The sequence below is a fragment of the Streptomyces sp. NBC_00376 genome (assembly GCF_036077095.1).
Classification (GTDB): Bacteria; Actinomycetota; Actinomycetes; order Streptomycetales; family Streptomycetaceae; genus Streptomyces.
The window spans coordinates 4,974,700-4,987,555 of the sequence record NZ_CP107960.1 but is presented as its reverse complement, the minus strand read 5'-3'; the positions used below and the strand labels follow the sequence as shown (position 1 = coordinate 4,987,555).

The window sequence follows — 12,856 nt, the reverse complement described above, 5'->3', positions numbered from 1 at the left end:
TAAATCTACGACCGAGCAGGGAGTCTGGACAATGGCCGACCGCTATCTGCACTTCACCGGCACAGCACCCGGCCGCTTTCTGACCCGGAGGCTCGGGCTCCCGCAGCCCGCCCCGCTGCGCCGCTGGTCGCCCGGGACCCCGACGCTGGACGGCCCGCTGCTGCACCTCACCGCCGGTGACTCCGCGGCCACCGACGAGCTCGGCGCGCTCCTCGCGGCCACCGGCCTCGAAGTCACCGGGAGCTCCGAACGCCCCGCCGGGATCGTGCTGGACGCCACGGCCGTCGACACCCCCGGCAAACTGGCCGGTGTCCACGCGGCGCTGCACCCGGTGATCCGCTCTCTCGCCCCGGGCGGGCGCGTCGTGGTGCTGGGGGTACGGCCGTCGGCCGACGACCACCACCAGGCCGCCGCCCAGCAGGCGCTGGAAGGGCTCGTACGCTCGCTGGGCAAGGAGATCGGCAGGGGCGCCACCGTACAGCTGCTCCGTATCGCGCCGGAAGCCGTCGGCGCGGCCGAATCCACCCTGCGGTTCCTGCTCTCGCCCCGCTCCGCGTACGTCAACGGCCAGGTGATCGAGCTGACCTCGGCCGCCCCCGGCCCCGTCGCCGACTGGGCGGCCCCGCTCGCCGGGCGCACCGCGCTGGTCACCGGTGCGGCGCGCGGCATCGGCGCCTCGGTCGCCTCGGTGCTGGCCCGGGACGGTGCCCGGGTCGTCTGCCTGGACATCCCGCAGGTGCGCGAGGAGCTGGCCCGTACCGCCGAGGAGCTCGGCGCCACCGCGCTGCCGCTGGACATCACCGCGGACGACGCCGCGGAACGGATCGCCGCAGCGGCCCCCGACGGCCTGGACGTCCTCGTCCACAACGCGGGCATCACCCGCGACCGCCGCCTCGCCAACATGCCGGCCGAACGCTGGGCCTCGGTCGTCGACGTGAACCTGGACAGCGTGCTGCGCACCACCGACGCCCTGCTGAAGGCGGGCACCCTCAACCGCGGCGGCCGGATCGTCGCCACCGCTTCCATCGCCGGCATCGCGGGCAACAACGGCCAGACGAACTATGCGGCGAGCAAGGCGGGCATCATCGGGCTGGTCCGCTCACTGGCCCCGCGCGCCGCCGCCGACCACGACGTCACGGTCAACGCGGTGGCCCCCGGCTTCATCGAGACGAAGATGACCGCGGCCGTCCCCCTCTTCATTCGCGAGGCGGGCCGCCGGATGAACTCCCTCGCGCAGGGCGGCCTCCCGGTCGATGTCGCCGAGACCACCGCCTGGTTCGCCCAGCCCGCCTCGACCGCCGTCAACGGCCAGGTCGTACGGGTCTGCGGCCAGAGCCTGCTGGGGGCGTGACACCCATGCCGAATCCGAACGTGTCACTTGGCCGGGCAACTGTCACGTTCCCGTTCAAGAGGGCCGGCCACCCCGACGGGGATGTGACCCCATGCCGAATCTGAACGTGTCACTCGTACGGGCAGCTGTCACGTCCCCGTTCAAGAGGGCCGGCCGCCCGGGGGTCACCCTGCCCGCCGACCGGGCCGTGCTCCCGGCCGCACCGATCGCCGCCGCCCCGCTCGCCTCGTACCGCCGGATCTGCGGCTTCGCCGAACCGGACACCCTGCCGCTCACCTACCCGCACGTACTGGGCTTCCCGCTCGCCATGCGGCTGATGACCGCCCGGAGGTTCCCGCTGCCGGTCGTCGGTCTCGTCCACACCTGGATCGAGATCACCCGGCACCGCCCCCTGCACCCCACCGACCTGCTCGAACTCACGGTGTACGCCGAGAAGTTGACGCCACACCGGCGCGGCACCGAGGTCACGATGGTCACCGAGGCGCGGCTGGCGGGCGAGCTGGTCTGGGAGTCCCGCAGCGGCTACCTCTCCCGGCACGCGAGGGACGCGGCCACTTCGACGGACCCGATCCCCGCCACGCGGGACGCAACCGCCACCGCGACGGACCCGGCCTCCGCCATCGCGACAGACCCGGCCTCCGCCACGCGGGGCGCGACCTCGGTCACGAGAGACACGGCCCCGGTCGCGGAGCTCCCCGCCCTCGCCCAGTGGCAGCTGCCCGGCGATCTGGGCCGGCGATACGGCGCCGCGTCGGGCGACCGGAACCCCATCCACCTGTATCCGATCACCGCCCGGCTCTTCGGCTTCCCCCGGGCCATCGCCCACGGCATGTGGACCGTCGCCCGCTGCCTGGCCGAGGCGCCGCGCCCCGATGACGTCCAGGGCGTACGGGCCGACTTCAGGGCCCCCGTCCTGCTGCCCGCCACCGTCACCTACGCGGCGGACGCCACCGGCTTCCAGCTGCGCGGCACCGGCCGCGTCCACCTCACCGGCCGGATCCTCGGCGGGGACGGTCCGCGGCAGGGCCCGGCGGCTGCCAGGGGCGGCCGTTCATAAGGTTCTCCAGCCCCGCCCAGGAGAAGTTCATCAGGGTGGCCGCGGCCTCCTTCGCCGAGACGCCCGGGGTCTCGTTCGCCCACCCGGCGAGCGACTCCGCGGCCCCCACGAGCGCCTGCGCGAGCCCCGACACATCGCGGTCGGGCAACGCCGGGTCGTGGTGCGCCTCGCGCGCCGCGGCCCCGATCAGTTCCGTCACGAAAGCAACGATCTCGTCCCGCATCGCCGTCACCTCGCCCGCGAACGGCTCCCCGTGCGTACGCGCCTGACGGTGCAGCACCGCCCAGCCGTCCGGGTGCTCCGCCGTGTGCGTGAAGAACGCCCGCAGCCCGGACCACAGTTGCCGATCGGCCGGCAGCCCCGGCTCCGCCCCCGCCCGCACCGCTTCGACCAGGGCTTTCGCCTCGCGCCTGATGCAGGCGGTGAAGAGCTCTTCCTTGGAGTTGAGGTACAGATAGACGAGCGGCTTGGACACCCCCGCCAGCTCGGCGATCTCGTCCATCGAGGCGGCCCGGTAGCCACGCTGCCCGAAGGTCTGCACGGCGGCGTCCATCATCTGCTGCTCACGCACGGCCCGCGGCATCCGTTTGCTCTTCACAGCACCCACGTCGACTTCCTCCCACCCCCGTGTGCCACTCCCCGGTAAGGGTACGGCGCGGGCCCCTGCCCCGTCGTACGCGGCGGAGCCCGCGGGGCCGCACGGGGCCGGTACGGCACAGGAGCGCCCCCGGTCCTGCCGCGAGGCGGACCGGGGGCGCTCCTGTGTGCCGTGCGTGCGCGTGCTTACGCGGCAACCGCCACCTTCTGCGGGTCGCTCTCGCGCACCTCGTCGTCGACCGGGGAGGACGTGGCCGAGTTGTACGCGTCGTGGTCGAGGATCTTCTCGCGGGCCGAGACGATCACCGGGACCAGCGCCTGGCCCGCCACGTTGGTGGCCGTGCGCATCATGTCCAGGATCGGGTCGATGGCCATGAGCAGGCCGACGCCCTCCAGCGGGAGGCCCAGGGTCGACAGCGTGAGGGTCAGCATGACCGTCGCACCGGTGAGACCGGCGGTGGCCGCCGAACCGATCACCGAGACGAACGCGATCAGGACGTAGTCACCGACACCCAGCTGGACGTCGAAGATCTGCGCGATGAAGATCGCCGCCAGCGCCGGGTAGATCGCGGCGCAGCCGTCCATCTTGGTGGTGGCGCCGAACGGGACGGAGAAGGAGGCGTACTCCTTCGGGACGCCGAGGCGCTCGGTGACCTTCTGGGTGACCGGCATGGTGCCGACCGAGGAGCGGGAGACGAAGGCCAGCTGGATGGCCGGCCAGGCGCCCTTGAAGAACTGCACCGGGCTGAGCTTGGCGACCGTGGCGAGCAGCAGCGGGTACACGCCGAACAGCACCAGGGCGCAGCCGATGTAGACGTCGGCGGTGAACGTGGCGTACTTGCCGATCAGGTCCCAGCCGTAGTCGGCGATCGCGTAGCCGATGAGGCCGACGGTGCCGATGGGGGCGAGGCGGATGACCCACCACAGGGCCTTCTGGAGGAGCTCCAGGACGGACTCGCTGAGGGTGAGGATCGGCTGGGCCTTCTCGCCGAGCTGGAGCGCCGCGATACCGGCGACGGCGGCCATGAAGACGATCTGGAGCACGTTCAGCTCGGTGAACGGGGTGATCACGTTGTCCGGAATGATGCCGGTGAGGAAGTCGAGCCAGGAGCCCGCGTGCTCCGGCAGCTTGCCGTCCTTCGGCGTGAGGCCCGTCCCGGAGCCCGGGTTGGTGATCAGACCGATCGCGAGGCCGATGGCGACCGCGATCAGCGAGGTGATCATGAACCAGAGCAGGGTGCGGGTGGCCAGCCGGGCGGCGTTGTTGACCTTGCGCAGGTTGGTGATCGACACCAGGATCGCGAAGAAGACGAGGGGCGCGACGGCCAGCTTCAGCAGCTGGACGAAGATGTGGCCGACCTTGTCGAGCGTGGTGTAGAGCCAGCCGATGTCGTACGTACGCGTGATCCAGCCGAGTACGACACCGAGGACGAGACCGGCGACTATCTGGGCCCAGAACGGGACCTTGGGTATGCGGAAACCGGAGCCGGACTGGCTGCCGGCGGCGGTGGACGCGGGGTTCGCGGACACGGACACACTCCAGATGTGACGCATCGGGGCGCACGGGGACGACCGTGCAGGGGGACGGGGGTGCGGCGCCCGCGTCAGGGGCGGCGCCGCTGCATGGTGCCGGTTCAGACGTTGCGGCAACAGACCGCGGACATACAGCGGCAGAGATCGACATGCAGGCGCTCCACGAGCGGGACGCTCGCGGCAGATCGATGGCGCACTGCTGTCTTCATGTCGAACACGTTAACACTTGAACTTTGAGAAGCTCAAAGCTCTTCTTTGACCCCGACGGTCCCGCACCGGTGCCCTCACCGCGCCCCGAACCCCTGCAGGAACGACAAAACCCCAGTACAGGAGCGGATGCTCCGGCGCTGGGGTTTCGAACGGAAACCATGCGGATGTGAGGAAGGTTACGCAGCCCTGCGGAACCTTCGCGTCACCGCCGCCGTCAGGGGGTGACGTGGTCCTCGCGGGTGCGGTTCGCCTCGAGGCGCGCCTTGGCGCGGTCGACCTTGGACACGATCTGCTCGGACATCTCGTCGCGCTGCTTGCGCAGCAGTACGTAGCTGAGCGGCGCGGACAGGACCAGGGCGAGCAGGATCACCCAGACGAAATTGGAACCGTTCGTCCCGGAGGGCAGCAGACCGAAGTGGACGGCCACGGCGGCGACGGCGAAGCAGCCGACGAAGATGCTGAGGCGCATCGCGGTGTACCGGATGGTCGCGCTCGGCTTGGCAGCGGACACAGTTGGCCCCTCTCTCGACGTGTGACGGTCCTTCGATCCTGCCCGACCAGTGAAGCATGCCCCGGAATCGATCAGTTCGCAGGGCTCCGCCAAAGGGTGCGGGGCCTGCTTCAGAGGCCGAGCGGCAGCAGCATGACGATGTCGTCGCGGTCGTCCCCGTCGGCCACCCGGATCGCGTCCGGCACCCGCCCGACCTCCTTGTACCCGCACGAGGCGTAGAACCGGTCGACGCCGGTGCCACCGCGGCAGGTGAGCCGGACGGCCTCGATCCCGTCGATCCCGCGGGCCGCCCGCGCGGCCGCGTCCATCAGGTCGCGCCCGTAGCCCCTGCCCTGGTGGCGCGGGTGGACCATCACCGTGTAGAGCCAGAGCCAGTGGGTCATCAGCCGGTGGGTGTTGAGGGCGAGGAAGGCCGTGGCGGCGACGGCGCCGCCCTCGTCGCGGCCGATCAGCAGGCGGGTGCGCCCCTCGGCCATGGCGGCCAGATGCTTGGCCAGCTCGGGCCGGATGTCGTCGTCCGTGACGGGCGGCACGAAGCCGACCGCGCCGCCCGCGTTGGAGACATCGGTCCACAGACCGGCGATCCCGTCCCGCAGCGTGCCGTCGACCTCGGGATCCAGCTCAAATGTAAGTGCCATAAGCGCAGAGTAACCATTACCGATCCACCGCCTCAAACCCTGTCCAGCACGCGAGAAAGCCCCGGCCGGCGGCCGGGGCTCCCGTACTTCCGGACTGCTGGGGACCGGTGGGTCAGACGCGCATCGGCTGCGGCGACTCGCGCCGGCCGGCGTCCGGGCCCGGGTACTCGCGGATGATCTCGTACCGGGTGTTGCGCTCGACGGGACGGAAGCCCGCGTCACGGATCAGGTCCAGCAGGTCCTCGCGGCCGAGCTTGTTCGGCGTGCCGTAGTTGTCCGCGTCGTGCGTGATCTTGTACTCGACGACCGAGCCGTCCATGTCGTCCGCGCCGTGCTGGAGCGCGAGCTGGGCGGTCTGCACGCCGTGCATCACCCAGAAGACCTTGACGTGCGGGACGTTGTCGAAGAGCAGCCGCGAGACCGCGAAGGTCTTCAGCGCCTCGGCGCCGGTCGCCATCGTCGTGCGCGCCTGGAGCTTGTTGCGGACCTTGCCGTCCTTCATGTCCACGAAGTCGTGCTGGTAGCGCAGCGGGATGAAGACCTGGAAGCCGTTCGTCTCGTCCTGGAGCTCGCGCAGCCGCAGCACGTGGTCGACGCGGTGCCGGGGCTCCTCGATGTGCCCGTACAGCATGGTCGCCGGGGTCTTGAGCCCCTTCTCGTGCGCCAGGCGGTGGATCCGCGACCAGTCCTCCCAGTGGGTGGCGTGGTCCACGATGTGCTGGCGGACCTCCCAGTCGAAGATCTCCGCGCCGCCGCCGGTCAGCGACTCCAGACCGGCCTCGATCAGCTCGTCCAGGATCTCGGAGGCGGAGAGCCCGGAGATGGTCTCGAAGTGGTGGATCTCGGTGGCGGTGAACGCCTTGAGGGAGACCTGCGGAAGGGCTTCCTTCAGGGCGGAGAGCGAGCGCGGGTAGTAGCGCCACGGCAGCGTGGGGTGCAGGCCGTTGACGATGTGCAGCTCGGTGAGGTTCTCGCCCTCCATCGCCTTCGCGAGGCGGACGGCCTCCTCGATGCGCATGGTGTACGCGTCCTTCTCGCCCGGCTTGCGCTGGAACGAGCAGTAGGCGCACGACGCGGTGCACACATTGGTCATGTTGAGGTGCCGGTTGACGTTGAAGTGCACGACGTCGCCGTTCTTGCGCGTCCGCACCTCGTGCGCCAGGCCGCCGAGCCAGGCCAGGTCGTCCGACTCGTAGAGGGCGATGCCGTCCTCACGGGTCAGCCGCTCTCCTGCGCGGACCTTCTCCTCCAGCTCGCGCTTGAGCCCGACATCCATTGCGGCTGCCTCCCAGTCGTCCATGTGCTGTGCGTTTCCCGGTGACCGTTGATACCGGGCGCAACCCCCGGTCTCCCGGGGGCTCCACCACGTTACGCCTACGACTCCTCGGGAAGTTCCCCGACCCGGTTCTCCCACTTGGTGGAGAGCACGATCGTGGTCCGGGTGCGCGAGACGCCCCGCGTACCGCTGAGCCGGCGGATGGTCTTCTCCAGCCCGTCCACGTCACCGACGCGCACCTTGAGCATGTACGAGTCGTCGCCCGCGATGAACCAGGCGTCCTCGATCTCCGCGAGGTCCTTCAGCCGACGCGCCACGTCCTCGTGATCGGCCGCGTCGGAGAGCGAGATGCCGATCAGGGCCGTGACCCCGAGCCCCAGGGACGCGGCGTCGACGGTGGCGCGGTAGCCGGTGATGACACCGGCGCTTTCCAGCCGGTTGATGCGGTCGGTGACGCTGGGCCCGGAGAGCCCGACGAGCCGCCCCAGCTCGGCGTACGAGGCCCTGCCGTTCTCCCTGAGGGCCTGGATGAGCTGCCTGTCCACCGCGTCCATATGACTGAAACCTTCCATTGTTCAGCAGTACCGCGAGTCTACGTGTAGAATCTAAGGCATGCAGGCTTCATCGCCTGCAAATCTTTCCGAGCACCCAAAAAATGCTTTCGAATCTTCAGGAGTGAAAACACCGTGTACACGATCGAGATGGCCTACGCCCGAATGCGCGAGCTGCAGGACCTGGCCAACCGCTCGCGTGCCCACCAGCCCGCCGCCGCGCACCGGGTCGACCGGACCCGTAAGCCGCGCGCCATGAAGAAGCGCTGACCACAGCCTCAGCCTCGGGAGTCACGGGAGCCGCCACCGAGCTCTCCCTCCCACCGGCGGTACAGGTCGTGCGGCACCCCCGCCGCGTCCAGTACCCGCCCGGCGACGAAGTCCACCAGATCCTGGATGTGCGTCGCCCCCGCGTAGAACGCCGGAGAGGCGGGCAGTACCACGGCGCCCGCCTCGTCCAGGCTCACCAGATGTTTCAGCGTCTGCCCGTTCAGCGGAGTCTCCCGCACCGCGACGACCAGCTTCCGCCGCTCCTTGAGCGTCACGCTCGCGGCCCGCTGGAGCAGATCCTTCGAGAGCCCGAGCGCCACTCCGGCCACACAGGCCGTCGAGGCCGGAACGATCAGCATCCCCTTCGCCGGGTACGAACCCGAGGACGGTCCCGCCGCGAGGTCACCGGCCGCCCAGTGCCGTACGTTCTCGACGTCCACGTCGAAGGTGTGCGGCTTCCCGTCCGCCCCGCGCGCCAGCCAGCTGCGCAGATCCTCCTGCCAGTGCCCGTCGCGGAACGCGATCCCGGTCTCGTCCAGCAGGGTCAGCCGGGAGGCCCGGCTCACCACCAGATCGACGCTCTCCCCGGCGGCCAGCAGACCGCGCAGCACGGCGGCGGCGAATGGGGTGCCCGAAGCGCCTGAAACCCCGACAATCCAAGGCTGCCGCTGGTGCTGACTCACTGAAGTACCGGAATCCACACACCCGAGCCTATCCGGCGGTGCGAAACCGGAACCGAGTAAGGTGCCCCGGTCGTTCCAGGGGCGGGACCAGGGACTGCCGGGACTTCGAGGACGGCAGGAGACAGCAGGGGACAGCAGCGGACTGCAGGGGGGCACGATGGCCGCGATGCCGGATCGATCCGCACCGGCGTGGAGTGCGGGCGGCCGCGCCAGGGCCGCGGCCAAGGTGATGCTGGGCTGGGTGGCCCTCCTCTGGCTGCTCGAAATCGTCGACGCCTCGACCGGCCATTCGCTGGACACCTTCGGGATCGAGCCCCGCCGGGCCGCCGAGCTGGTGGACGTCGTGCCCGCGTCCTTCATCCACTTCGGCTTCGGCCATGTCGCCTCCAACAGCGTGCCGCTGCTGGTCTTCGGCTTCCTCGCCGCGCTCGGCGGCCTCCGCAGGTTCGCCGCCGTGGCCGCGGTGATCATCGTGGTCGACGGGCTCGGCGTCTGGCTGGTCTCACCGGCCGGATCCAACACGGCGGGCGCTTCCGGACTGGTCTTCGGCCTCTTCGGCTATCTGCTGGTCCGGGGCTTCGTCGACCGCAGAGTGCTCGACGTCGGCGCCGGCCTGGCGATCGGCGCCGTATGGGGCTCGTCGATCCTGGTGGGGATCTCCCCCGCCAACACCTCGGTCAGCTGGCAGGGCCACCTCTTCGGACTGGCGGCGGGCGTGGCGGCGGCGTTCGTCTTCCGCCGCCCCGCGCGCGGCCGGATCCCCTTGCGTCCGGCTCAGCCCTCTCCCTGACCGGCGCTCCCCATCGGGCCGACCTTCACCTGGGAGCCGGAGCCGTCCGTGACGGGCAGCGTGGCGGCGCCCGGCCAGTCGAGGGTGACCGACTTCGTCTCGTCCGGCGGGGTCACCACCAGCCCCGTGATGCGGACGCCGGAGCCACCCGACTCGTTGATCGGGTAGGTGATGCCGAAGTACACCGACTTCCCGTCCTTGAGGGTCATCGGGGTGGCCTTCTCACCGGTGCGCTCCGCGGACAGCGACCCCGCGCTGGTCTTCAGGTCGACGCCCGCGTAGCCGGAGAGCACGCAGTCCCGGCCGCCGCCGTTCTTCAGCTGCACCGCGACGGTCCCGTCGGTGTCGCCGCCGACGGTGCTGTCCGACGCCGTGATCTCCAGCTCGTCGGTGCGGCACTTGCCGATCTTGCTGTTCACGTTGGAGCCGGTCCCGGCGGCCGTGCCCTGCCCGCCGGAGTCCTTCGCGCCGTCCTGCCCCGAACCGCCCGAACCGCCCGAGCCCGAACCGCCGCTCGTGGAGGACGCACCGGCCGCGGACGACGGGGCGCTCTGCCCCATGTCGTCCTCACCGTTCTGGCAGGCCGTGAGCGAGAGGCCTGCGGCAACGGCCAGGGCTGCGAAGGTGAGCTTGCGTACGCGCATCATTTCGTCCTCAGGTTCGGTGGTTCGGTGGGAGGTGCCGGTTGCCCGGTACGAGTCCGTACGAGCGAGCGTTCCTGATCACCAAGAGCCACCCGGCCGGGCAACGCGTTCCGCCCGGCCACCCTCTAATACATCCCTAAGACATCCCTGTTACACACGCGGACGGACACGCCCGGACACGCCGCACGGCAGGCCCGGAACCGGCTCAGACCGTCAGGCCCCGCACCAGCAGGTCCAGCAGCGCGCAGGCGAAGAGCGCGATCCCGATGAACCCGTTGACCGAGAAGAAAGCCCGGTTCAGCCGGGACAGATCGTGCGGCCGCACCACCCGGTGCTCGTACACGAACGCGACGGCGACGATCACCATGCCGATCCAGTAGAACAGCCCGGCCTCGGTGGCCAGTCCGAACCAGACCAGCAGCCCGGTCGTCACCACGTGGCAGACCCGCGCGCCCCACAGCGCGGCCGGGATGCCGAAGCGGGCCGGCACCGAGCGCACCCCGTGCGCCCGGTCCGCCTGGACGTCCTGGCAGCCGAAGATCAGGTCGAAGCCGCCGATCCAGATGCCCACAGCGAGACCGAGGATCACCGCGTCCCACGACCAGCTGCCGGTCACCGCCAGCCAGGCGCCGATCGGCCCTATGGCCTGCGCGATGCCGAGGATGGCGTGCGGGTAGTGGGTGAACCGCTTCCCGTACGGATAGACCACCATCGGCACGACGGCGACCGGTGCGAGCGCCAGACAGAGCGGGTTCAGCAGTGCGGCCGCGCCGAGGAAGACGACGACGGCGACGAGCGCCCCCGTCCACGCCGACTTCACCGAGACCGCCCCGGTGACCAGCTCCCGGCTCGCGGTGCGCGGGTTACGGGCGTCGATCTCCCGGTCGATGATCCGGTTGCAGGCCATCGCGAAGGTCCGCAGCCCCACCATCGCGACGGTGACGAGCAGCAGCGTGACCCAGTCGATGGACCCGTCCGCCTGGAACATCGCGGTCAGGGCGGCGATGTACGCGAAGGGCAGCGCGAAGACCGAGTGCTCGATCATCACGAGCCGCAGGAACGCCTTGACCTTGCTGCTCGGCTGTACGGGCCCTGAGCCCAGTGCTGCTTCGGCGGCGCTCACAGTCCGTATTCCTTCCACCGGCGGTCGACCTTCGCCGCCGTCTGAGGGTCGGACTCGACCATGTCCGGCCAGCCCCCGTCCCGGGTGTAGCCCTCCTCGGGCCACTTCTTCGTCGCGTCGATGCCCGCCTTGCCGCCCCAGAACTGCTGGTAGGAGGCGTGGTCGAGATGGTCGACCGGCCCCTCGGTGACGGTCAAATCCCGCGCGTAGTCCGTGTTGCCGAGCGCCCGCCAGGCCACCTCGTGCAGATCGTGGACGTCGCAGTCGGAGTCCACGACCACGATCAGCTTGGTCAGCGACATCATGTGCGCGCCCCAGATGGCGCTCATCACCTTCTGGGCGTGCTTCGGGTACTTCTTGTCGATCGAGACGATCGCACAGTTGTGGAAGCCGCCCGCCTCGGGCAGGTGGTAGTCCACGATGTCCGGCACGATGATCTTGAGGAGCGGCAGGAAGAACCGCTCGGTGGCCCGCCCCAGCGGCCCGTCCTCGGTCGGCGGCCGGCCGACCACGATCGACTGGAGCAGCGGACGCTTCCGCATGGTCACGCAGTCGATGGTCAGCGCGGGGAACGGTTCCTGCGGCGTGTAGAAGCCGGTGTGGTCGCCGAACGGTCCCTCGGGAAGCATCTCCCCGGGCTCCAGCCACCCCTCGATGACGACCTCGGCCTGCGCCGGGACCTGGAGCGGCACGGTCTTGCAGTCGACCATCTCGATCCGCTTGCCCTGGATGAACCCGGCGAAGAGGTACTCGTCGATGTCCCCCGGCAGCGGCGCGGTGGAGGCGTACGTCACCGCGGGCGGCGCGCCGAACGCGATGGCGACCGGCAGCCGCTCGCCCCGCTTGGCGGCGACCTGGTAGTGGTTGCGGCTGTCCTTGTGGATCTGCCAGTGCATCCCGATGGTGCGCTTGTCGTGCCGCTGGAGCCGGTACAGCCCCAGGTTCCGTACGCCGGTCTCCGGGTGCTTGGTGTGGGTGAGGCCCAGGTTGAAGAAGGAGCCGCCGTCCTCGGGCCAGGTGAAGAGCGCGGGCAGTTGGTCCAGGTCCACGTCGTCGCCGGTGAGGACGACCTCCTGCACCGGGGCGCTCTCCTGCTTCACCTTCTTCGGCGGCACGTGCACCATCGAGCCGAGCTTGCCGAAGGCCTCCCGCACCCCGACGAAGCCGTGCGGCAGCTCCGGCTTGAGGAGGCCGCCGATCTTGTCGCTGATGTCGGCGTACGACTTCAGGCCGAGCGCCTTGAGCAACCGCTTGTCGGTCCCGAAGACGTTCATGGCCAGGGGCATCGAGGACCCCTTGACGTTCTCGAAGAGGAGCGCGGGGCCGCCCGCCTTGTTCACCCGGTCGACGATCTCGCCGACCTCCAGGTAGGGGTCGACCTCAGCCTTGATGCGCTTGAGCTCGCCCTCGCGCTCCAGGGCCCGGAGGAGGGAGCGAAGATCGTCGTAAGCCATGCCGCCCAGTTTGTCATCACCGTCGGCGATCACCCGGGGGGCCCCACCCGGGCCGGTCCGCGACCCGGTCGCCCCCGCGTCCCGCGGCCGGTTCACCCAGCTCGCCGTGATATGTCACAGCCACCGGTTACCCTGGGCCCGAACCGGGGCGGGACAAGCCCCGCCAAC

The 12,856-nt window shown here is 70.2% G+C and carries 14 protein-coding genes; 4 read left to right on the top strand and 10 right to left on the bottom strand.

All coding sequences use genetic code 11. The features are described from left to right. Positions 1–31 precede the first annotated feature (31 nt). Both OG842_RS22600 and OG842_RS22595 read left to right on the top strand, forming a co-directional pair. On the top strand, positions 32–1,351 hold the full coding sequence (locus OG842_RS22600; RefSeq protein ID WP_266732074.1) for a 3-oxoacyl-ACP reductase: 1,320 nt from the start codon (positions 32–34) through the stop codon (positions 1,349–1,351). 91 nt (positions 1,352–1,442) lie between these two features. Further along, the gene (locus OG842_RS22595) at positions 1,443–2,408 is read left to right on the top strand and encodes a MaoC/PaaZ C-terminal domain-containing protein (protein WP_266732072.1); all 966 of its coding nucleotides are present in this window, start codon (positions 1,443–1,445) and stop codon (positions 2,406–2,408) included. On the opposite strand, the gene OG842_RS22590 is transcribed toward OG842_RS22595, so the two are convergent. The 6 genes from OG842_RS22590 to OG842_RS22565 all read right to left on the bottom strand — a co-directional run bounded on the left by OG842_RS22590 (position 2,338) and on the right by OG842_RS22565 (position 7,727). Further along, complete coding sequence (locus tag OG842_RS22590; protein WP_266733754.1) at positions 2,338–2,991, bottom strand: TetR/AcrR family transcriptional regulator; 654 nt, start codon at positions 2,989–2,991, stop codon at positions 2,338–2,340. The two genes, OG842_RS22595 and OG842_RS22590, sit on opposite strands and share 71 nt — an antisense overlap. A 200-nt stretch (positions 2,992–3,191) precedes the next feature. Beyond that, positions 3,192–4,535, bottom strand: a complete 1,344-nt coding sequence (locus OG842_RS22585) for a dicarboxylate/amino acid:cation symporter (RefSeq protein ID WP_266732070.1) — start codon at positions 4,533–4,535, stop codon at positions 3,192–3,194. Positions 4,536–4,962: 427 nt separating this feature from the next. Beyond that, a complete protein-coding gene (locus OG842_RS22580) occupies positions 4,963–5,217 on the bottom strand; it encodes a DUF4229 domain-containing protein (RefSeq protein WP_266733752.1) in 255 nt (84 codons plus the stop codon). A 152-nt stretch (positions 5,218–5,369) separates the two neighbouring features. Then, on the bottom strand, positions 5,370–5,897 hold the full coding sequence (locus OG842_RS22575) for a GNAT family N-acetyltransferase (RefSeq protein ID WP_266732068.1): 528 nt from the start codon (positions 5,895–5,897) through the stop codon (positions 5,370–5,372). Between the two features lie 112 nt (positions 5,898–6,009). Then, positions 6,010–7,173: an aminofutalosine synthase MqnE gene (mqnE, locus tag OG842_RS22570; protein WP_266733750.1), complete on the bottom strand. Its 1,164-nt coding sequence runs from the start codon at positions 7,171–7,173 to the stop codon at positions 6,010–6,012. A gap of 98 nt (positions 7,174–7,271) precedes the next feature. Beyond that, positions 7,272–7,727 carry an Lrp/AsnC family transcriptional regulator gene (locus OG842_RS22565; protein WP_266732066.1) on the bottom strand — a complete coding sequence of 152 codons (456 nt, stop codon included), beginning with the start codon at positions 7,725–7,727 and terminating at the stop codon, positions 7,272–7,274. A gap of 132 nt (positions 7,728–7,859) precedes the next feature. Here OG842_RS22565 and OG842_RS22560 point away from each other — a divergent pair, with 132 nt between their 5' ends. Further along, on the top strand, positions 7,860–7,994 hold the full coding sequence (locus OG842_RS22560; protein WP_256260259.1) for a hypothetical protein: 135 nt from the start codon (positions 7,860–7,862) through the stop codon (positions 7,992–7,994). 8 nt (positions 7,995–8,002) lie between these two features. Here OG842_RS22560 and OG842_RS22555 read toward each other — a convergent pair whose 3' ends face one another. Beyond that, positions 8,003–8,677 (bottom strand): UbiX family flavin prenyltransferase, encoded by a 675-nt coding sequence (locus OG842_RS22555; RefSeq protein ID WP_266732064.1) that lies wholly within the window; start codon positions 8,675–8,677, stop codon positions 8,003–8,005. Positions 8,678–8,843: 166 nt separating this feature from the next. Between OG842_RS22555 and OG842_RS22550 the strand changes: the two genes are divergently transcribed. Next, a complete protein-coding gene (locus OG842_RS22550; RefSeq protein ID WP_266732062.1) occupies positions 8,844–9,467 on the top strand; it encodes a rhomboid family intramembrane serine protease in 624 nt (207 codons plus the stop codon). On the opposite strand, the gene OG842_RS22545 is transcribed toward OG842_RS22550, so the two are convergent. The 3 genes from OG842_RS22545 to OG842_RS22535 form a co-directional block, all read right to left on the bottom strand. Next, entirely contained in the window at positions 9,452–10,111 is a 660-nt protein-coding gene (locus tag OG842_RS22545) for a DUF4232 domain-containing protein (RefSeq protein ID WP_266732061.1), read from the bottom strand. The two genes, OG842_RS22550 and OG842_RS22545, sit on opposite strands and share 16 nt — an antisense overlap. A 205-nt stretch (positions 10,112–10,316) precedes the next feature. Next, positions 10,317–11,234, bottom strand: a complete 918-nt coding sequence (gene mqnP, locus OG842_RS22540) for a menaquinone biosynthesis prenyltransferase MqnP (protein WP_266732060.1) — start codon at positions 11,232–11,234, stop codon at positions 10,317–10,319. Then, the gene (locus OG842_RS22535) at positions 11,231–12,688 is read right to left on the bottom strand and encodes a menaquinone biosynthesis decarboxylase (protein WP_266732059.1); all 1,458 of its coding nucleotides are present in this window, start codon (positions 12,686–12,688) and stop codon (positions 11,231–11,233) included. Before OG842_RS22535 ends, mqnP begins: the two co-directional genes overlap by 4 nt. Positions 12,689–12,856 lie beyond the last annotated feature (168 nt).